The following is a 19029-nucleotide window of genomic DNA, read 5'->3' as shown; positions in this document are numbered from 1 at the left end:
TCAGACGGCCGGCAGGGGCATGAGGCGCTGGGCCAGCCGCTCCTGGTCCGCCCGCGCCATGTGCAGGCCAAGCTTGGTGCGGCGCCACAGCACGTCCTCGGCGGTGCGCGCCCATTCGTGGCGGCGCATCCAGTCCAGCTCCGCCTCGGTCAGCCCCGCGCCGAGGTCCTCGCCCAGGGCACCGCCCGCGAAGACCTCGGGCAGCAGGCTGCCATGGGTGCGGATCAGGCGCGGCAGGTGGCGCGCATCCAGGAAGGGCAGGGCGCGCGCCATCTCGGCCGCGAAACCCGCGCGGTCGGTGATGTCGCCGCCGGGCAGGGCGGCGGTCGCGGTCCAGGGCGTGCCGGCCCGGCCGAGCGCCTCGCCCACCTGGCCCGCCGCCTCCTCCGCCAGCCGGCGGAAGGTCGTGATCTTGCCGCCATAGACGCTGAGCAGGGGCGCGGCCTTGGTGTCCAGCTTCAGCACATAGTCGCGCGTGACGGCCGAGGGGTCCGCCGCGCCATCGTCATAGAGGGGCCGCACGCCCGAATAGCTGTGCACCACATCGGCCGGCGAGACGGGCCGGCGCAGCTGGCGCGAGACGGCGGTGCAGAGATAGGCCGTCTCCTCCGGCGTGCAGATGGCGGGGCCCCCCTCATGCGGCACATCGGTGGTGCCGATGAGGGAGAATTCCCCCTCATAGGGGATGACGAAGACCACGCGCCGGTCGTCATTCTGCAGGATGAAGGCGTGCTCGCCCTCATGGAGGCGCGGCACGATGATGTGGCTGCCGCGAATGAGGCGCACCGCACCCGGCCGGGGCACGGCCGTGGAATCCAGCGCCTCCTGCACCCAGGGGCCGGCGGCGTTGACGATGGCGCGCACGTGGAAGCGCTGCCCTTGCGCGTCGGGGCCACGCAGCCGCACCTCCCAATGGCCGGCATGGCGGGTGGCGCCTTCGAATTCGGTGCGGGTGCGGATGTCGGCGCCGCGCAGCGCCGCGTCGCGCGCCAGCAGCAGGACGAGGCGGCTGTCCTCCACCCAGGCGTCGGAATAGGCGAAGGCGTGGGTGATGGCGGGCTTCAGCGCCGCGCCCAGCGGGTTAGCCTCGGTGCGGAAGCCCTGGGCCGCGGGCATGGACACGCGCCGCGCCAGGTGGTCATAGAGGAACAGCCCCGCGCGGATCATCCAGCGCGGCCGCATCTCCGGCCGGTGCGGCAACACGAAGCGCAGCGGCCAGATGATGTGCGGGGCCACCCGCAGCAGCACCTCGCGCTCGGCCAGGGCTTCGCGCACCAGGCGGAACTCGTAATGCTCCAGGTAGCGCAGCCCGCCATGGATCAGCTTGGACGAGTTGGAGGAGGTGGCGCCCGCCAGATCCCCCCGTTCGGCCAGCAGCACCGAATAGCCGCGCCCCGCCAGGTCCCGCGCGATGCCCGCGCCATTCACCCCGCCCCCGATGACGAGGATGTCGTAGGCATGGGAAGAAGGGGGGAGGGCGTCGGTCGTCATGCAACGCCATGTGGAAGAGCGCGGGCGATCCGTCCAGGGTCTTATGGGGGGCCTTCCGCGCATGGCCCCTCTTCCCCATGTAGCTGCCATGAACGGGAAGGAGGGCATCATGGAATACGCGACGCTGGGCGGGGGGTGCTTCTGGTGCCTGGACGCCGCCTATCGCGACGTCTCCGGGGTGCGGCAGGTGGTCTCCGGCTATGCCGGGGGCCATGCCCAGAACCCGACCTATGAGCAGGTCTGCGGCAAGAAGACCGGCCATGCGGAGGTGGTGCGCGTGGGCTTCGACCCGGAGGTGGTCTCCTACGCCGACCTGCTGCGCATGTTCTTCACCCTGCACGACCCCACCACCAAGGACCGCCAGGGGGCGGATGTGGGCCCGCAATACCGCTCCATCATCCTGGCCGAGGACGAGGCCCAGATGGAGACGGCCCGCGCCGTGATGGCCGAGATCGAGGCCGCCGGCATCTGGGGCGCGCCGCTGGTGACGGAACTCGTCCCCGCCGGCGCCTTCTGGCCGGCGGAGCCCGAGCACCAGGATTATTTCCGCCTGAACCCCTGGTCCGGCTACTGCCGCGCCGTCATCGCGCCCAAGGTGGCCAAGTTCCGCAAGAGCTTCGCCGCGCGCCTCAACCCCGTGGGGGCCTGAGCCATGTTCTTCAAATCCAAGCCCGCCACCACGGACTTCCCCATCCAGCGCAGCGAGGAGGAGTGGCGCGCGGCGCTGGACCCCATGGCCTTCCGCGTGCTGCGCCAGCACGCGACGGAACGGCCCGGCACCTCGCCCCTCAATGCCGAGAAGCGCGCGGGCGTCTTCCACTGCGCCGGCTGCGGCACGCCCCTGTTCGAGAGCGACACCAAGTTCGAGAGCGGCACGGGCTGGCCCTCCTTCCATTCCCGCATCGAGGGCAATGTGGGCGAGACGGAGGACAACAGCTTCTTCATGCGCCGCACGGAGGTGCATTGCGCGGCCTGCGGCGGGCATCTGGGCCATGTGTTCCCGGATGGCCCGGAACCCACCGGGCTGCGCTACTGCATCAATGGCGCCGCGCTGGAGTTCAAGCCCGTGTAACGCCGCGCGCGCCATGCTATGGATGGATGACATTCCCGCCCGTTGAAAGCCTTGCCCATGCGGCGCCTGTTCCTTGCCTTCCTGTTCCTCAGCGCGGCTTTCCTGCCGGCCCGGGCGGACACCATCTTCGTGCTGAATTCGGGCGATGCCTCCATCTCGGTGATAGACGCGGTGGCGCGCGAGGAAATCCGCCGCATCCCCGTGCTGCGCGAGGTCCACCACCTGGTCGTGACGCCCGATGGGCGCGAATTGGTGGTGGGCGATTCCGGGGGGAATGAGCTGCTCTTCCTCGACCCCGTGAGCGGCGAGGTGCTGCGGCGGCTGCGCATCAGCAACCCCTACCACCTGGAATTCAGCCCTGACGGCCGGCACTTCGTGGTGGCCAGCCTGCGCCGCAACCAGGTGGACATCTATGACGCCGCCACGCTGGAGCTCCAGCAGCGGCTGCGCCATCCGGGCATGCCGAGCCACATCGCCTTCAGCCCCGACAGCCAATGGGCCTATGTGACCCTGCAGGGCCGCGGCCAGGTGGCGGCGATCGAGATGGCCAGCATGACCACCGCCTGGGTGCAGGATGTGGGGCCCGAACCCGCGGGCATCATCTGGCACCGCGGGCGGCTGCTGGTGGGGCTGATGGGGCGCGACGACTTCGTGGCGCTGGACCCCGAGACGCGCGCCGTCACCACCGCCTTCCGGGTGGGGCGCGGGGCGCACAATGTCTTCCCTTCGCCCGATGGGCGCTTCCTCTACGCCACCTCGCGCGTGGAAAGCCGCATCGCCGAGATTGATGCCGAGACGCTGGAGGTCCGGCGCATCTTCGAGGTCGCGGGCGGGCCGGACTGCATCGCCTTCGACCCCGATGGCCGCATCTACGCCACGCTGCGCTGGATCGGCCGCGTGCTGATCCTGGACCCCGCGACGGGCGACCACGCGCAGGTCCGGGTGGGGCGCAGCCCGCACGGCATCTTCGTCATGCCGCGCCGGCCCGGCGTGGGGGCCGATTTCGCCCTGCGGATGCCGGGTGCCGCCAGCGGCCCGCGCCCCATGGAACTGGCCCTGGCCGAGCAGGCCGACGCGCCCACCCGCGTGAACGCGGCGCCGGGCCGGTGAGGCGCCGGGCGCTCGCGGCCTTCCTGGCGGCGCCGGCCGTCGCGCGGGCGCAGCCCACGGGCGGCACGCTCTACCTCACCATAGACACCGGCTGGTCGCGCGAGGCCGAGCAGATCGCCGCCACGCTGCGCCGCCACGCCATCCGCGCCACGCTCTTCGTCGCCAATGAGCGCACCCATCGCGGCGACCGGCAGCTGGAAGAAAGCTGGGCGCCCTTCTGGCGCGCGCGCGCGAATGAGGGCCATGTCTTCGCCAGCCACACCTGGCGCCACTGGTATTTCCGGGGCGACCCGGGGCCGGGGCGCGTCACCTACACCTCCCGCCAGAATGAGGGCAGCGAGGTGCTGGACCAGGCGGCGCTCTGCGCGGAACTGGCCCGGCCCATCACGGCCCTGCGCGCCCTGGCGCCGGGTGCGGAGGTGCTGCCGCTCTGGCGCGCGCCGGGCGGCATCACCACGCCGGGGGCGCGCCGCATGGCCGAGGCCTGCGGGCTGCGGCACCAGGGCTGGACGCCCCGCGGCTTCCTGGGCGACGAATTGCCCGCCGATGCCCACCCCAATGCCGCCCTGCTGCGCCGCAACCTCGCCCAGATCCGCGATGGCGAGGTGCTGGTGATGCATTGGGGCGTCCGCTCCCGCCGCGAACCCTTCGCCGGCATCTTCGACGCGCTGGTCGAGGGGCTGCTCGCCCGCGGATTCCGCTTCGCCACGCTTCCCCCCCAGGGCATTCCGACATGATCGCCGCCATCGAGGACCTCTACGACCAGGTCACGGCCTGGCTTTTCCACGCCTGGGTCCAGCCGGTGATGTATGAACTGGGCCTCATGGCCTGGGCGGATGACGCCTTCGACTGGGTGGGCTTCTTCCTGTTCGGCGTGGTGCAGGTGGCGGTGGTGGCGCTGGTCTGCCTGCCGCTGGAACGCTGGCGGCCGGTGGAGCGCTGGGAGTCACGCCGGGTGGTCTGGACCGATGTGACCTACACGCTGCTGGCGCGCCTCGGGCTGCTGCCGCTGCTGGGCTTCGTGGTCTTCTCGGGGGCGGCGGTGGCCATCGAGGGCGCCATCGCGGATAGCGGCTTCGTGCCGCCCACGCTGGAGACGCTGATCCCGGGTCTGCGGGAATGGCCGCTGCTGGCGCTGGCCCTCTACATCATCATCCTGGATTTCGGGGAATACTGGCGCCACCGCTTCCAGCACCAGTTCCGCTGGTGGTGGGCGCTGCATTCCATCCATCACGCCCAGACGCAGATGACCTTCTGGACCGATGACCGCAACCATGTGCTGGACGACATCATCGCCGCGGCCTGGATCGGCGTCATCGCGGTCGCCATCGGCGTGCCGCCGGCGCAGTTCCCCGTCATCCTCCTGGTGCTGCGCCTCGCGGAAAGCCTCAGCCACGCCAATGTGTGCCTGGATTTCGGGCGGGTGGGGGAGCGGCTGCTGGTTTCGCCCCGCTTCCACCGGCTGCACCATGGCGTGCTGAGCGTGGGGCAGGCGGGCAAGAATTACGGCGTGCTGCTGCCCGTCTGGGACTGGATCTTCGGCACGGCGGATTTCAAGCGCGACCACTACCCCCGCACCGGTGACCCCGGCGCGCCGCCCGCCTATGTCACGGGCGGCTGGCTGCGCCAGCAGGGGCAGGGGCTGCGCGAGGTGTGGCGCGCCCTCAGACCCCCACGACAAGGCTGAGCACGAGGCCCAGCCCCGCCGAGACCGCCAGCGTCGGCACCAGCCCCAGCTTCAGCAAGAAGAGCGCCACGCCCGAGACCACCACCAGCACCAGCGCCAGGGGCTGCACCGAGGCGGGGTCCGGCAGGCTCAGCGCGAAGGGGCCAGGCTCCATCCGCGCGAAGATGACGCGCAGGGCGAACCAAAGTGCCAGGTTCGCAATGACGCCCACCACCGCCGCCGTCACCCCCGCCAGCGCGCCCTTGAGGCGCGGCTGGTCGTGCAGCCGCTCCACATAGGGGGCGCCCAGGAAGATCCAGGCGAAGCAGGGCAGGAAGGTGACGTAGAGCGTCAGCGCCGCGCCCAGCACCGCCCAGAGGGCGCCGCCCGCCTGGAACCCCGCCAGGAAGCCCACGAATTGCAGCACGAGGATGAGCGGGCCGGGCGTGGTCTCCGCCAGCCCCAGCCCCACCAGCATGTCGCTGGCGGTGAGCCAGGCGTAGTTCTCCACCGCCTGCTGGGCCACATAGGCCAGCACCGCATAGGCGCCGCCGAAGGTGACGACCGCCATGACGGAGAAGAAGCCCGCGATGTCGGCGAAGACCCCGCCCTGCACCCAGAGCAGCGCCACCGGCCAGACCCAGAAGGCGAGGCACACCAGCCCCGCCCGCCGCGCCGCCGCGGCCATCATGCCGATCCGCCCCGGATCGGCCGCCAGCGCGGCATCCAGCGCCGAATGCGCCACCCCGCGCCCGCCGCCATGCCCGCCGGCGGCGAAGGCCTGGGGCAGCGCCGCGCCCACGCCGGCGGCCAGCAGCACCACCACGGGGAAGGGCACGCCGAAGACGAAGAGCGCCGTGAACGCGGCCGCCGCCACCGCCCAGGGGACGGCGCCATGCAGCGCGCGGCGCGCCACCTTCAGCAGCGCCTCCAGCACCACCACCAGCACCGCGCATTTCAGCCCGAAGAAGAGGCCCGCCACCAAGGGCACCTCGCCCGCCCAGGCGTAGATGAAGGACAGCGCCAGGATCACGCAGGCGCCGGGCAGGATGAACAGCAGCCCCGCCGCGACGCCGCCCTTCACCCCGTGCATCAGCCAGCCGAGATAGGTGGCGAGCTGCATGGCCTCGGGCCCCGGCAGCAGCATGCAGAAGTTCAGCGCGTGCAGGAAACGCGCGTCGCTCACCCAGCGCCGCTGGTCCACCACCTCGCGCTGCATGAGCGCGATCTGCGAGGCCGGCCCGCCGAAGGAGAGCAGGCCGATGCGCGCCCAGACGCGCAGCGCCTCGCCGAAGCTGGGGAGTTGGGGCGCCTCGGGCGGGAGGTGGGTGTCGGGCATGGCGGTATCTGGCCCGAGCTTCCCGCGCGGGGCAAGGCTACTCCGCGGCTTGGGGGGTCAGCAGGCTTTGCCCCGGGCGGAGGCGTGTGAAGGCGACCTCCCGCCAGGAGAGGCGCACTTGGCCTTCCTCCAGCGTGACGAGGGTGTGGTGGAGGCCCGCCGCGTCGTCCTGGGTGTGGGGGAAATCCTCGCGCCAATGGGCGCCGCGGCTCTCCTGCCGCGCCTCGGCCGCCGCCACGATGGCGCGGCTGATGAGGATGAGGCTTTCCAGGTTCAGCCAGTCGGCCCAGGAGAGGTTGAAGCCGCGCATCCCGTCCGCCACGCCGGCCGCGTGGAGTTCCGCCTCCAGCGCATCCAGCCCGCTGCGCGCCTCGGCGAGGCCGGCCGCATCGCGCAGGATTCCGGCCTTGTCCCACATCAGCGCCGCCAGCGCGTCCCGCAGGGGACCGAGCGGCTGGGGCCGGCGGCCGAAGGGGGCCAGGGCCGCGCCCATGGCGGCGTCCAGCGCCGCCTCGTCCGGGGGGGCGAGTTCGCCCTCGGCGGGGACGAAGCGCGCCATGGCATCGCCCGCCAGCCCGCCGAAGACGGTGGAGTTGGCCACGCCATTCCCGCCCAGCCGGTTGGCGCCATGCACGCCCCCCGTGTCCTCGCCGGCGGCGAAGAGGCCGGGCAGGGCGGTGCTGCCATCGGCGCGGAACACCACGCCGCCCATCATGTAGTGGGCGGTGGGGACGACGGGCACGCGGTCGCCCGCCAGGTCGAAGCCCATATCGGCGCAGCGCTCGACCATGCCCTTGAACATCTTGGCCACCTTCTCGGGACCGAGATGCTTCATCTCCAGCCAGAGCCCGCCCGCCGCGTTCACGCGGCCGGCCTGGATTTCGCGTTCCATGGAGCGGCTGACGATGTCGCGCGTGGCGCGCTCCCCGCGCGGGTCGTAGTTGTGCATGAAGCGCTGGCCGCTGCCGTCCAGCAGATAGCCGCCCGCGCCGCGCAGCCCTTCCTCGATGATGGTGCCCGTCATGCGCGTGCCGGGGCCGGCCAGCACGCCCGTCGGGTGGAACTGCACCATCTCCATGTCGCGCAGTTCGAGGCCGGCGCGCAGGGCCATGGCCATGCCGTCGCAGGATTTGTCGCCCGAGGGGGTGTGGTACTTGTACATGGTTGGCCCGCCGCCGGTGCCGAGCAGCACCGCCTTGGCCTGCACGAAGACGAAGCCCCCGCGCCGGATGTCCAGCAGCAGCACGCCGCTGATGCGCGCGCCATCCGCGCTGCGGATGAGGGCGATGGCGCGGTGTTCCTCCAGCCGTTCGATGCCGCGCGCCCAGACCTGTTCGGCCAGGCGGTTGATGATCTCGATGCCGGTGAGATCACCCTTGTGGACGGTGCGGTCGAAGGTCTGCCCGGCGAAGGCCTTCTGGTGGATGGTGCCGTCGGGGTTGCGGTCGAAGAAGCAGCCCCAGCGGTTTTCGAGTTCGCGGATGCGGGTCTGCGCCTCGGTGACGAGGGTCCAGGCCAGGTCCTGGTCGTTCAGCCACTTCCCGCCGTCGAGCGTGTCCATGAAGTGGCGTTCGGCGGAATCCCCCGCGGCCAGCGCCACGTTGTAGCCGCCCTGCACCATGCGGGTGCAGCCGGATTTGCCGAGCAACCCCTTCACGGCGACCGTGACCCGCAGCTCCGGATTGGCGGATTTGGCGTGCAGCGCGGCCAGCAGCCCGGCGCCTCCGGAGCCGAGGATGAGGATGTCGGTGCTGCGGCGTTCGATGTGGGTCATCTCGGGCCTCGCGGGTTGGTAGGCACGCCGCAGCCGCAATCCTCGGCGGCGGGTGCGGGCGGGGGCGCGGGCTGCGCGGCGGCGGGCAGCGCCAGGAGCAGGGTGAGCAGGAGCGTGCGCATCACGCCCCCAGCTTAGCCAGCACCGCCGCGCGCCGCGCCTCCACGCTCGACTGCACGTCGCGGTAGAGGCTGCCGCCATGGGCATCCATGCCCACGATCAGCGGGCCGAAGTCGCGGATGGCGAAGCGCCAGAGGCTTTCGGGGTTGAGGTCGTCCAGGTCCACGTCCTCGATGGCCGTGATCCAGGTGGTCTCCAGCGCCGCCGCCCCGCCGATGACGGCCAGGTAGCAGCCGCCGAGTTCCTGGAAGGCGCGCGCGCTGTCGTCGCGCAGCCCGCCCTTGCCGATGATAATGCGGACCCCCTCGCGCTCCATCAGCGGCCGGGTGAAGCGCTCCATGCGGTCGGAGGTGGTGGTGCCGATGCAGACGGCCTCGTAGCCCGCCTGGTTCGTCCCGGTGGGTTCCACCTTCCGCACATTCGGTGCCGTGTGGATCACCGCATGGCCGTTCAAATCGAAGCGCGTGCGCCGGCCGCGGTCGAACATGTGGATCTGCGTGGCGTCGCGGATGCCGAAGAGCGTGTCCTGCAAGGTGACGGTGTCACCCACCCGCAGCTTGCGGATGTCGGCCTCGGTGCAGGGCATGTGGAGGGTGTGGTGGGCCATCGTCTAGAACCCCACCTCGACGCCTTCCGGCGTGAAGGTCGCACTCGCCCGCCGCGCCGAATGGCATTGCACGTTCACGGCCACGGGGTTCATGGTGATGTGCGTCGCCGCCACTTCCACATGCACCGCGAAGGCGGTGCTGTCCCCGCCCAGCCCCTGCGGGCCGATGCCGAGGCTGTTCACCGCCTCGGAAAGCTCCACCTCCAGCTTCGCCCCTTCCGCATCCGCGCAGACCGAGCCCAGCGGCCGCGTCGCCGCCACCTTGGCGAGGTGCATGCAGAGGTCGCTGGTGCCGCCGACACCCACGCCCAGGATGGTCGGCGGGCAGACCTTGCCGCCCGCCTTGATCGCCGCATCCACCACGAAGCGCTTCACGCCCGAAAGCCCATCGGCCGGGATGAGCATCTGTAGGAAGGAGCCGTTCTCGGACCCGCTGCCCTTCGGGATCATTTCCAGCCGCAGGGTGCGCGGCGTCTCCACGAAATCAATGTGGATGACGGGCACATGCGCCCCGCAGGAGGTGTGCGCGTTCACCCGCGTGATGGGGTGCACCACGGAACTGCGCAGCGGGTGCTCGCGCGTCGCGCGCTCGGTGCCGCGCGCGATGGCCTGCTTCAGCGCCCAGCCATCCACCTCCACATCGCGGCCGATCTGCACGTTGAAGATGGGAATGCCGGTGTCCTGGCAGAGCAGGTTTTCCGTGCGCTCGGCCACCGCGATGTTCTCGATCATGGTCGCCAGCACGGACTTGGCCAGCCCGTCCGTCTCGGTCGAATCCAATCGGAAAAAACCCTGCTTGATGTCATCGGGCAGGATCTTCAGCGCGCGGATGTAGAGAAGCTTCGCGGCCTCCTCGATCGCATCGGGGGTGACGCGCAGCTTGTCGGGGGCGGAGATCACGGACATGGGCGTTTCCCTCACAAAAGCAGAAAGATGCCGGAGACCAGCAGCAGCGACAGCAGCACCAGGCGGAAGCCCTGCGCCGGCAGGCGCCGGCCCGCGCGCAGGCCAAGCCAGGTGCCCAGCAGCAAAGCGGGCACGGCGGTCGCGGTCAGGATGGCGGCCTCGCGCGTGAAGAAGCCGGTGAAGGCGAGGCCCAGGATGGTGATGGCCTGCATGATGGCGATGAAGGGCTGCATCAGCGCGCGCGTGTCGCGCGGGGCCATGGCCTGCATATCGGCCCACATGCCCACCAGCGCGCCCACATAGCCGCCGATGCCGCCCAGGATGCCCGAGGCGAAGCCCACCGCGGCGTCCCGCCCCGTGCTGGCATGCAGGCGCGCGGGCGCCATCCGCAGCGCGATGCGTGCGAGCGTATAGCCCGCATAGACCACCAGCAGCACGCCGACACCCGCCACGATCCAGCGCGCGGGCCCCAGCGCCAGCACCGCGATGCCGAGCGGAATGCCCAGCGTCGCCGTCCCCACATACAGCCACATGCGCGGCCACGGGATGTCGCGCCAGACGGCGACGGTGCCGATGCCCTGCACGATCAGGCTGCCGATGACGAGAATGGGCGCCACCAGCGCCGGCGCCATGAATTGCAGCAGCACCGCGGCCCCCACCAGCACGAAGGCGAAGCCCGCGATGGAGGCGCAGAAGGCGGCCAGAAAGCCCCCCGCCGAGACGAGGAGGATCTCAGCCCACATTGAGGAGGAACAGCACGCCGGCCGCGAAGGCGAGGCCGGCGCTGACCGCCACCATGTCCTTCTGCCGGGCGCGCCAGCCCAAGAATTCCAGCGCCATCACGCGCAGGCCGCCGGCCAGGTGCAGCGCCAGCAGCACCACCAGCGCCCATTCGGCGGCCTTCACCAGCGGGTTGTCGGCCCAGCGCAGGAAGCCGTCCAGCGCGGCCTCGCCCTGGATCGCCTGGCCCAGTGCCCAGAAATGCAGCGGCAGGAACAGCGCCAGCAGCAGGCCCGAGACGCGATGCAGGATGAAGGCCACATAGGTGGGGTGCGACCGGCCGCGCATGTCAGGACGCATAAAGCCCCCAGGCGGCGCGGATGCCGAACAGCGCGGTGACGACGCCGATGCCGAGCCACGCCATGTCGAAGCCCCGCCCGCGCCAGCCCAGCCACTCCATCGCGATGTTGCGCAGCCCGATGGCGCCATGCAGGCCGGCCGCCAGGGCGAAGGCGGCGTAGAAGGCGAACCAGCCCGTCGCGCCCTGGGTGCGCCCCAGGATTTCCGTCGCACTCAGCCCGCCCCGCACCGCGACCATGATGGTGACCAGGTGCACCAGCACCGCCACACCCAGGAACATGGCGGTGACGCGCTGCGCCACCCACATGTGCCGGCCCGCCCGCGCGCTCATCGCAGCCTTCCCCACAGGCTGTCCCAGAACAGCGTCCGCTTCAGCCCCGCGATGGCCGAGGAGGGGTCGAGGTTCTTGGGGCACCTCTCCGTGCAGGATTGCGTGGAGTGGCAGGAATGGCAGCCCGCATCGCCACTGACCGCCTCCAGCCTTTCGCGCCGCGCCCCGTCGCGCACGTCATTCACCAGCGTCCAGGCGCGGTTCATGGCGGCGGGGCCGAGATAGTCCGGGTTCCAGGCCACGATGTCGCAGGAGGCATAGCAGACTCCGCAGCCGATGCACTCGATGCCCGCATCGGCCTCGCGCCGCTGTTTCGACTCCGGCGGCACCACGGAGAATTCCGCCGGCACCGCGCCATCGGGCGCGTCCTTGGGCTGGAAGGTCCCGCCCGCCCGCGCCCATTTGTCGAAGAAGGGCGCCATGTCGGTGGCCAGGTCGCGGATCACGGGCAGGTTGGCGAGCGGCCGGATCTCCAGCGCCTCGCCCGGGGCCGCTACGCGCTTCACATGGGTGCGGCAGGTCCAGCGGGCGCGGCCATTCACCTCCATGGCGCAGCTTCCGCACATGCCCACCCGGCAGGCGAAGCGGTAGGCGAGGTCGGGTTCCTGCTCGCGCTGGATCTGCGTCACCACGTCCAGCACCGTCTGGTTCTCGCGCGCGGGGACGGCGTATTCGCGGAATTCCCCGCCCGCCGCATCCCCGCGCCAGACCCTGACTTTCAGGGTGTCTTGGGCCTTTTCGCCCTTCGGGACCGTTTCCATCCCCGCACTCTGCCCCGGGCTTGAGTCTTATACAAGACCGGGGCAGGCTGCCGCCCTCTGGAGAGGGGAAACGAGACATGCAGCACGAACTCCGCGGCGCGGACATCCTGTGGGGGGCGCTCAAGCGCGGCGGCGTGACCCGCGTGTTCAGCCTCTCCGGCAACCACATCATGGAGGTCTATGACGCGGCCTTCGGCGACAACATCAGCATCATCCATGTCCGCCACGAGGCCGCCGCCGTCCACATGGCCGAAGCCTGGGCGCGGCTGACGGGCGAGGTGGGCGTGGCGCTGGTCACCGGCGGCCAGGGCCATTCCAATGCCTGCGCGGCGCTGCCGACGGCGATGGCCAGCGAGGTGCCGGTGCTGCTGCTCTCGGGCCACGCGCCGACCGACCAGCTGGGCATGGGCGCCTTCCAGGAGACGCCGCAGGTGGCCATGGCCGCGCCGCTGACCAAGGCCGCCTGGCTGGCCGAGAACACGGCGGGCCTCGCGCAGGATGTGGCGAAGGCGTTTGCCATCGCGCGCGGCGGGCGGCCCGGCCCCGTGCACATCTCGCTGCCGACCGATGTGCTGGAGGGTAAGGCCAAGCCCATCCTGCCCGACGAGGCCGCCTATCTCGCCCCGCCCATGCCGCTCTCGCCCGAAAGCTGCAAGGCGGTGCTGGGCGCGATCAACGCGGCCCAGAAGGCGCTGATCGTCGTCGGTTCCGCGCTGAACAATCCCGAGGGCAACGCCGCCCGCGCCGCGCTGGAGAAGGCCACGGGCCTGCCCAGCATCATGATGGAAAGCCCGCGCGGGCTGAACGACCCCTCGCTCGGCTCCATCGCGGAAGCCCTGGAGCAGGCGGACCTGGTGGTGCTGCTGGGCAAGCCGCTCGACTTCACGCTGAAATTCGGCAACGCCGCACCCAAGGCCCGCTTCATCGCCATCGAGCCGGACGGCGCGCTGGTCACGCGCGCGCAGAAGGGGCTGGGGGCGCGGCTCGCCATGGTCGCCATGGCCTCACCCATCGAGGCCTGCAAGGCGCTGGCCGAAGCCGCTACCGCGCACCCCAACCCCGCCTGGGGCGATTTCACGCGCGAGGTGCTGGCCTATCGCCCCCCCGCCTGGGCGCAATACCAGGACCGCGCGGGCGGCCCCATCCACCCCGCCACGCTCGCCATGGCGCTGCAGAGGCACCTGGGGGAGGACACGTCGCTGATGCTCGACGGCGGCGAGGTCGGCCAATGGATGCAGGCCATCCTGAAGGGCCGCGAGCGCATCACCAATGGCGTGGCGGGTGCCATCGGCGCCGTCACCTGCTTCGCCATCGGCGCCCGCGCGGCGCGGCCCGAGGGCAAGGTCGTGGCCTGCATGGGCGATGGCACCTTCGGCTTCCACATGGCCGAGTTCGACACGGCGGTGCGCCACAACCTCCCCTTCGTCTGCGTCGTCGGCAATGACGGGGTGTGGAACGCCGAATACCAGATCCAGAAGCGCGACTACGGTGCCGACCGCGCCCATGGCTGCGAACTGGGCCGCGCCACGCGCTATGACCTGGTGGCCGCCGCGCTGGGCGGGCATGGGGAATTCGTGACGCGCTTCGAGGAACTCCACCCCGCCCTGGAACGCGCCTTCGCCAGCGGCAAGCCCGCCGTGGTGAACGTGCTGATCGAGGGCCAGCCCGCCCCCGGCCTGCGCCGGCCCGCCGCTTGAAGACACAGCCGGCGCCCCTCTACGCCCGCATCGAGGCCGCGCTGCGCGCGCGCATCGCGGCGGGCGAATGGGCGCCGGGTGCCGCCTTGCCGACCGAACCCGTGCTCGCCGCCGAATACGGCATCAGCCAGGGCACGCTGCGCCGCGCCTTGGCAGCGCTGGAGGCGCAGAACGTCATCGAACGCCGCCAGGGGGCGGGCACCTATGTGGCCGAGGCCACCTCGGCCCGCGCCCTATTCCACTTCTTCCGCGTGGAGACGCCGGACGGCACGCGCCCCGTGCCCACCTCCATCGCGCATCTTCTGGAAACCCGCCCCGCGCGGGCGGAGGAGGCGGAGGCGCTCTCCCTCCCGCGCCGCGCCCGCGTGGTGGCGCTGGAACGCCTGCGCCTGGTGGAAGGCCGGCCCGTGGTGCTGGAATCCATCGCCCTGCCGACGCCCCTCTTCGCGGGCTTCGCCCTGCCGCTGGGCCAGGTGCTGGAGGATGAGCTCTACGTCCACTACCAGCGCCACCATGGCGTGACCGTACTGCGGGTGGAGGAAAGACTGACGGCCATCGCGGCCCCCGCCGAAGCCGCCGCGCGGCTGGGCGTGCCGGAGGGGACGCCCTTGCTCGCCATCTCCCGCGTCGCCTTCGACGTGCTGGACCGGCGGGTGGAGCACCGCCACACCCTGCTGCGGACGGACGCGCTGCGCTACGCGGTGGAGTTGCGCTAAGGCGGCGCCAGCAGCCGCCCATCCCAGGCCGCGCGCAGCGTCAGCGCCAGGATCACGCCGATCACCCCCGTCACCACCAGCAGCGCCGCCCAGGCCGGCCAACCCGGCGCCACCAGCGCCATCACCGCCGCGAAATTGGCCAGCGGGAAGGTGAAGGACCACAGCGCCGGGGTGAAGCCCGCCGCCAGCATGTAGGGCAGGCCCAGCACCAGCAGCGCCAGCAGGAAGGCGGACAGCCCGAACAGCGCCAGCACCCAGGGCCCCACGCCCGCGAGCGAGGCCACCGCCAGGCTGCCCACCGTGGGCGGCGCCAGGAAGATGGCGAGCGAAGGGCGCAGCGCCGGCGCCAGGTCCGGCCGCGCGATCAGCCGCCACAGCAGCAGCGGCATCACCAGCAGCCAGAGCAGGCCGCCCACCCCCAGCAGCATCCATCCCAGAAGGTGCATGCCGAGGGGCGCGCAGAACATCGCCGCCACAAGATGCCCCACCAGCGGCATCAGCAAGGGCGGGGCCAGCATGTCCACATGGCCGCGCCCGCGGATGCAGCGCGCCAGCAGCGCCAGCGCCACCCCCACATGCGCGGCGATGGCCAGCAGCAGCAGCCCGCGCGCCAGGCCCGGCGCCCAGGGGATGAAGGCCGCCGCCACCTCCATGGCGCCGATGCTGCCGGCGGCGAAGAAGCTCGCGCGCACCGGGTGGCGCCAATCCTCGGCCACCGCATCGGGGTGGCGCAGCGCGCGCAGCAGGTGCAGGCCGATCAGCAGCCCCCAGGCCAGCACGGCGAGCAGCATCACCGCCTCGCCCACCAGGGCCGAGGCGCCATGGTTCCGCGCCGCCTCGCGCCAGGTGAGGCCGAGCCCGCCCAGCCCCATCGGCATGGCGAGCAGCGGCAGGGGCAAATGGCGGAGTTGCACTGCCCCGGTCAGACCCCGCCGACCGCGATCCGCGCGGGGTCGAGCGTCACCCCATGATCGAGCGGCCCATGCCCCGCGCCGAAGCCCGGCGCCGACTGGATGGCCGCGCGCACATAGCGCCGCGCGCGCTCCACCGCGGGCAGCAGCGCCATGCCCTGGGCAAGGCCGGCCGCGATGGCGGAAGCGAGGGTGCAGCCCGTGCCATGGGTGTGCGGCGTGGCGATCCGCCGCTCCTCGAAGCGGGTGACGCCCTCGGGCGTGGCCAGCAAATCCACCAGCACCTCGCCCTCCATATGCCCGCCCTTGAGCAGCACGGCGGGTACGCCCAGCGTCAGCAGCGCCTCGGCCGCGCGCAGCATGTCGGCCTCGGACCGGATGTCCATCTCCGCCAGCACCTCGGCCTCGGGGATGTTGGGCGTCAGCACCGTGACCAGCGGCATGAGGCGGCGCTTCAGCGTCTCCACCGCGTCGGGCGCCAGCAGCCGGTGGCCGCCCTTGGCCACCATCACGGGGTCCGCCACCAGGGGCACGCCGGGGGCGCGGGCCAGCAATTCATCGCAGACCAGGTTGATGGTGGGCGTGTCGTGCAGCATGCCGGTCTTGATGGCGTCCGCCCCCAGGTCATCCATGACGGACGCGATCTGCGCCGCGATGAACTCCGTGGGCACGGGAAAGACGCCCTGCACGCCCAGCGTGTTCTGCGCCGTCAGCGCCGTGATGGCCGTCATGGCGAAGCCGCCCAGCGCGGTGACGGCCTTGATGTCCGCCTGGATGCCCGCGCCGCCCCCGGAATCGGAGCCCGCGCAGATGAGGACGCGGCCCTTCATGCCGCACCCGCCTTGGCGCGGATGGGGCCGCAAAGCCGGTCGAGCGATTCGTTCAGCAGGCCTTCCTCCTCCGCCTCCACCATCACGCGGATCAGGGGCTCGGTGCCCGAGGCGCGGATTAGCACGCGGCCCTGGGCGCCGAGGCGCCCCTCCTCCTCCGCGATCAGCGCCTGCACGCCCGTATCCTTCAGCGGCGAGGGGCCGGCGAAGCGGATGTTCACCAGGCGCTGGGGCAGGGGGGTGAAGCGATTGCAGGCCTGGCTAGCGGGGCGCCTCTCCTCGACCAGCGCGGCCAGCACCTGGAGGGCGGCCACGAGCCCGTCACCCGTGGTGCCGAAATCATTCATGATCATGTGGCCGGATTGCTCCCCGCCCAGGTTGCAGCCCAGTTCGCGCATGCGTTCGCCCACATAGCGGTCGCCCACCGGGGTGCGGTGCAGGGTGATGCCCTTGCGGCCGAGGAAGCGTTCCAGCCCCATATTGCTCATGACGGTGGCCACCACCGCGCCGCCCTTCAGCCGCCCCTCCCGCGCCCAGGATTCCGCGATCAGCGCCAGGATCTGGTCGCCATCCACCGGCGCGCCGCGCTCATCCACCAGCACCAGGCGGTCCGCGTCGCCATCCAGCGCGATGCCGATGTCGGCCCGCCGCTCCCGCACGATCTCGGCCAGCTGCTTGGGCGAGGTGCTGCCCACGCCGCGGTTGATGTTGAAGCCATCGGGCTGCACGCCGACCGAGACGACCTCGGCCCCCAGCTCCCACAGCACGGTGGGGGCGACCTTGTAGGCGGCGCCATGGGCGCAATCCACGATGATGCGAAGCCCCTCCAGCGTCAGGCCGCGGGGGAAACTGGCCTTCGCGGCCTCGATGTAGCGGCCCGGCGCGTCCTCGAGGCGCGAGGCGCGGCCGAGCTTGTCCGGCGCCACCAGGGCGGCGCTGAGGTCGCCGCCCATCAGCGCCTCGATCTCGCCCTCCTGCTCGTCCGAGAGCTTCAGGCCGTCGGGGCCGAACAGCTTGATGCCATTGTCCTCGTGCGGGTTGTGCGAGGCGCTGATCATCACGCCCAGGTCCGCGCGGAGCGAACGGGTCAGCAGCGCGATGGCGGGTGTCGGCAGCGGCCCCACCAGCACCACATCCATGCCCGCGCCGATGAAGCCCGCCGTCAGCGCCGGTTCCAGCATATAGCCCGACAGCCGCGTGTCCTTGCCGATGACCACGCGGTGGCGGTGCGTGCCCCGGTTGAAGAAGCGCCCCGCGGCCTGGCCGAGGCGCAGCGCCGTGCCGGCATCCATGGGCGGGCGGTTGGCCACGCCACGGATTCCATCGGTGCCGAAGAGTTTGCGCGGGCGTGCCGGCGGCAGGCTGTCGGGACTCATGGCATTTCTCTCTGGCCGCTGTAACTCAGGAAGTGCTAGCGCCGCCTTGGTCCTGCGTCCATCTTGACGGGCCGTGCGGGCGGCGCACCCTGGCCGCATGACCTCCGCCCGCGCCCGTGCCGATGCCTTCTGCGCCCGCTTCGGCCTGCGCCTTCCCATCCTGCAGGCGCCCATGGCCGGCGCGGCCCCGCCGGCGCTGGCCGCCGCCGTGGCCAATGCCGGCGGCATGGGCGGCTTCGGCGCGCTGCAATCCTCGCCCGCCGAGATCGCCGCCTGGGCGGCCGCCTTCCGCGGCGCCAGCAATGGCGCCTTCCAGGTGAACCTCTGGACGCCCGACCCGCCGCCCCCCCGCGACGCGGCGCGCGAGGAGGAAGCGCGCCAGGCGCTGGGCCGCCTCGGCCCCCTGCCGCCCGAACCTGGCGAGGGGCCCTTCCTGCCCGACTTCGCCGCGCAGTGCGAGGCGCTGCTCTCCGTGCGTCCCGCCGTGGTCTCCACCATCATGGGGCTGTGGGAGCCGGGCTTCGTGGCCGCGCTGAAGGCCGCCGGCATGCTCTGGATCGCCAACGCCACCACGCTGGACGAAGCATTGGCAGCCCAGGCCGCCGGCGCGGATGCCGTGGTCGCCCAGGGCGCCGAGGCGGGCGGGCATCGCGGCAGCTTCGACCCCGCGCGGGGCGAGGCCCAGGCCATCCCCCTCTTCGCCCTGATCCCCCGCCTGGCCGATGCGCTCAGCGTGCCCGTGGTGGCGGCGGGCGGCATCATGGACGGGCGGGGCATCGCGGCCGCGCTGACCCTGGGGGCCAGTGCCGTGCAGATGGGCACGGCCTTCCTCCGCACGCCCGAGGCCGCCATCCCCCCCGCCTGGGCCGACGCGCTGGCCCATGCGGCGCCCGAGGACACGGTGCTGACCCGCGCCTTCTCCGGCCGGGCGGGTCGGGGCCTGCGCAACGCCGCCACCGAGGCCTTCACGAAACTTCCCGCCGCGCCCTACCCGGTGCAGCGCAGCCTCAGCGCCCCCATGCGGGCCGAGGCCGTGGCGGCGGGCGACGTGTCGCGCATGCAGGCCTGGGCCGGGCAGGGGGCGGCGCTGGCCCGCGCCGAGCCGGCCGCCGAGATGGTGCGCCGCTGGTGGGCGGAGGCCGAGGCGCTGCTGCCCTGACGCGCGCGGCCGGCGCTTGGAGCAGGATGCGTTGAGGTGGAATCACCGAAAACGTTGAATCCCGCTCGCCACGAAGGCTGGAG

The 19029-nt window shown here is 71.9% G+C and carries 21 protein-coding genes; 8 read left to right on the top strand and 13 right to left on the bottom strand.

Going from position 1 to position 19029, the window contains the following annotated elements; genetic code table 11:
- Entirely contained in the window at nucleotides 1–1491 is a 1491-nt protein-coding gene (glpD, locus tag JTN19_RS07285; protein WP_206931238.1) for a glycerol-3-phosphate dehydrogenase, read from the bottom strand.
- Between the two features lie 109 nt (nucleotides 1492–1600).
- On the opposite strand from glpD, the gene msrA reads away from it, so the two are divergent.
- Genes msrA through JTN19_RS07260 form a run of 5 tightly spaced genes read left to right on the top strand, consistent with a single transcriptional unit; the run spans nucleotide 1601 to nucleotide 5360 of the window.
- Nucleotides 1601–2140: a peptide-methionine (S)-S-oxide reductase MsrA gene (gene msrA / locus JTN19_RS07280; protein ID WP_206931315.1), complete on the top strand. Its 540-nt coding sequence runs from the start codon at nucleotides 1601–1603 to the stop codon at nucleotides 2138–2140.
- Between the two features lie 3 nt (nucleotides 2141–2143).
- Complete coding sequence (gene msrB, locus JTN19_RS07275; RefSeq protein ID WP_206931237.1) at nucleotides 2144–2563, top strand: peptide-methionine (R)-S-oxide reductase MsrB; 420 nt, start codon at nucleotides 2144–2146, stop codon at nucleotides 2561–2563.
- Nucleotides 2564–2620: 57 nt separating this feature from the next.
- Nucleotides 2621–3673, top strand: coding sequence for a YncE family protein (locus tag JTN19_RS07270; protein ID WP_206931236.1), 1053 nt, complete (start codon nucleotides 2621–2623; stop codon nucleotides 3671–3673).
- Nucleotides 3670–4410 carry a polysaccharide deacetylase family protein gene (locus tag JTN19_RS07265; protein WP_206931235.1) on the top strand — a complete coding sequence of 247 codons (741 nt, stop codon included), beginning with the start codon at nucleotides 3670–3672 and terminating at the stop codon, nucleotides 4408–4410. Before JTN19_RS07270 ends, JTN19_RS07265 begins: the two co-directional genes overlap by 4 nt.
- Entirely contained in the window at nucleotides 4407–5360 is a 954-nt protein-coding gene (locus tag JTN19_RS07260; protein ID WP_206931234.1) for a sterol desaturase family protein, read from the top strand. The genes JTN19_RS07265 and JTN19_RS07260 overlap by 4 nt, the downstream gene beginning before the upstream one ends.
- Here JTN19_RS07260 and chrA read toward each other — a convergent pair.
- The 9 genes from chrA to JTN19_RS07220 are packed head-to-tail and all read right to left on the bottom strand — an operon-like array spanning nucleotide 5338 to nucleotide 12257.
- Nucleotides 5338–6678, bottom strand: a complete 1341-nt coding sequence (gene chrA / locus JTN19_RS07255; protein ID WP_206931233.1) for a chromate efflux transporter — start codon at nucleotides 6676–6678, stop codon at nucleotides 5338–5340. The two genes, JTN19_RS07260 and chrA, sit on opposite strands and share 23 nt — an antisense overlap.
- A 37-nt stretch (nucleotides 6679–6715) precedes the next feature.
- Nucleotides 6716–8452 (bottom strand): L-aspartate oxidase, encoded by a 1737-nt coding sequence (locus JTN19_RS07250; RefSeq protein WP_206931232.1) that lies wholly within the window; start codon nucleotides 8450–8452, stop codon nucleotides 6716–6718.
- A complete protein-coding gene (locus JTN19_RS20360) occupies nucleotides 8449–8577 on the bottom strand; it encodes a hypothetical protein (RefSeq protein WP_278008366.1) in 129 nt (42 codons plus the stop codon). The genes JTN19_RS07250 and JTN19_RS20360 overlap by 4 nt, the downstream gene beginning before the upstream one ends.
- On the bottom strand, nucleotides 8574–9179 hold the full coding sequence (locus JTN19_RS07245; protein ID WP_191084404.1) for a fumarate hydratase C-terminal domain-containing protein: 606 nt from the start codon (nucleotides 9177–9179) through the stop codon (nucleotides 8574–8576). Before JTN19_RS07245 ends, JTN19_RS20360 begins: the two co-directional genes overlap by 4 nt.
- 3 nt (nucleotides 9180–9182) lie before the next feature.
- On the bottom strand, nucleotides 9183–10085 hold the full coding sequence (locus JTN19_RS07240; protein WP_206931231.1) for a fumarate hydratase: 903 nt from the start codon (nucleotides 10083–10085) through the stop codon (nucleotides 9183–9185).
- A gap of 11 nt (nucleotides 10086–10096) precedes the next feature.
- A complete protein-coding gene (locus JTN19_RS07235) occupies nucleotides 10097–10828 on the bottom strand; it encodes a sulfite exporter TauE/SafE family protein (protein ID WP_206931230.1) in 732 nt (243 codons plus the stop codon).
- The gene (sdhC, locus tag JTN19_RS07230; RefSeq protein ID WP_206931229.1) at nucleotides 10818–11153 is read right to left on the bottom strand and encodes a succinate dehydrogenase, cytochrome b556 subunit; all 336 of its coding nucleotides are present in this window, start codon (nucleotides 11151–11153) and stop codon (nucleotides 10818–10820) included. The genes JTN19_RS07235 and sdhC overlap by 11 nt, the downstream gene beginning before the upstream one ends.
- Before the next feature lies 1 nt (nucleotide 11154).
- Complete coding sequence (locus JTN19_RS07225) at nucleotides 11155–11496, bottom strand: succinate dehydrogenase (RefSeq protein WP_206931228.1); 342 nt, start codon at nucleotides 11494–11496, stop codon at nucleotides 11155–11157.
- Nucleotides 11493–12257: a succinate dehydrogenase/fumarate reductase iron-sulfur subunit gene (locus tag JTN19_RS07220; RefSeq protein ID WP_206931227.1), complete on the bottom strand. Its 765-nt coding sequence runs from the start codon at nucleotides 12255–12257 to the stop codon at nucleotides 11493–11495. Before JTN19_RS07220 ends, JTN19_RS07225 begins: the two co-directional genes overlap by 4 nt.
- A gap of 77 nt (nucleotides 12258–12334) precedes the next feature.
- Here JTN19_RS07220 and JTN19_RS07215 point away from each other — a divergent pair, with 77 nt between their 5' ends.
- Complete coding sequence (locus JTN19_RS07215; protein ID WP_206931226.1) at nucleotides 12335–13954, top strand: thiamine pyrophosphate-binding protein; 1620 nt, start codon at nucleotides 12335–12337, stop codon at nucleotides 13952–13954.
- Nucleotides 13951–14670: a GntR family transcriptional regulator gene (locus JTN19_RS07210; RefSeq protein ID WP_206931225.1), complete on the top strand. Its 720-nt coding sequence runs from the start codon at nucleotides 13951–13953 to the stop codon at nucleotides 14668–14670. Before JTN19_RS07215 ends, JTN19_RS07210 begins: the two co-directional genes overlap by 4 nt.
- Here the strand turns inward: JTN19_RS07210 and JTN19_RS07205 are convergent.
- From JTN19_RS07205 to glmM, 3 genes are read right to left on the bottom strand one after another with little or no spacing between them, the layout of a single operon-like run.
- Nucleotides 14667–15569 carry a TDT family transporter gene (locus JTN19_RS07205; protein ID WP_206931224.1) on the bottom strand — a complete coding sequence of 301 codons (903 nt, stop codon included), beginning with the start codon at nucleotides 15567–15569 and terminating at the stop codon, nucleotides 14667–14669. The two genes, JTN19_RS07210 and JTN19_RS07205, sit on opposite strands and share 4 nt — an antisense overlap.
- A 23-nt stretch (nucleotides 15570–15592) precedes the next feature.
- Nucleotides 15593–16411: a bifunctional hydroxymethylpyrimidine kinase/phosphomethylpyrimidine kinase gene (gene thiD, locus JTN19_RS07200; RefSeq protein WP_206931223.1), complete on the bottom strand. Its 819-nt coding sequence runs from the start codon at nucleotides 16409–16411 to the stop codon at nucleotides 15593–15595.
- Nucleotides 16408–17787 (bottom strand): phosphoglucosamine mutase, encoded by a 1380-nt coding sequence (gene glmM, locus JTN19_RS07195; RefSeq protein WP_206931222.1) that lies wholly within the window; start codon nucleotides 17785–17787, stop codon nucleotides 16408–16410. Before glmM ends, thiD begins: the two co-directional genes overlap by 4 nt.
- A 97-nt stretch (nucleotides 17788–17884) precedes the next feature.
- Between glmM and JTN19_RS07190 the strand changes: the two genes are divergently transcribed.
- Entirely contained in the window at nucleotides 17885–18946 is a 1062-nt protein-coding gene (locus JTN19_RS07190; protein ID WP_206931221.1) for an NAD(P)H-dependent flavin oxidoreductase, read from the top strand.
- The last annotated feature ends 83 nt before the right edge of the window (nucleotides 18947–19029 follow it).

Origin of the sequence: Roseococcus thiosulfatophilus (genome assembly GCF_017311575.1) — a bacterium.
Classification (GTDB): domain Bacteria; phylum Pseudomonadota; class Alphaproteobacteria; order Acetobacterales; family Acetobacteraceae; genus Roseococcus; species Roseococcus thiosulfatophilus.
Note: the sequence above shows the minus strand (reverse complement) of the source record. Positions and strands in the feature narration are given on the sequence as shown.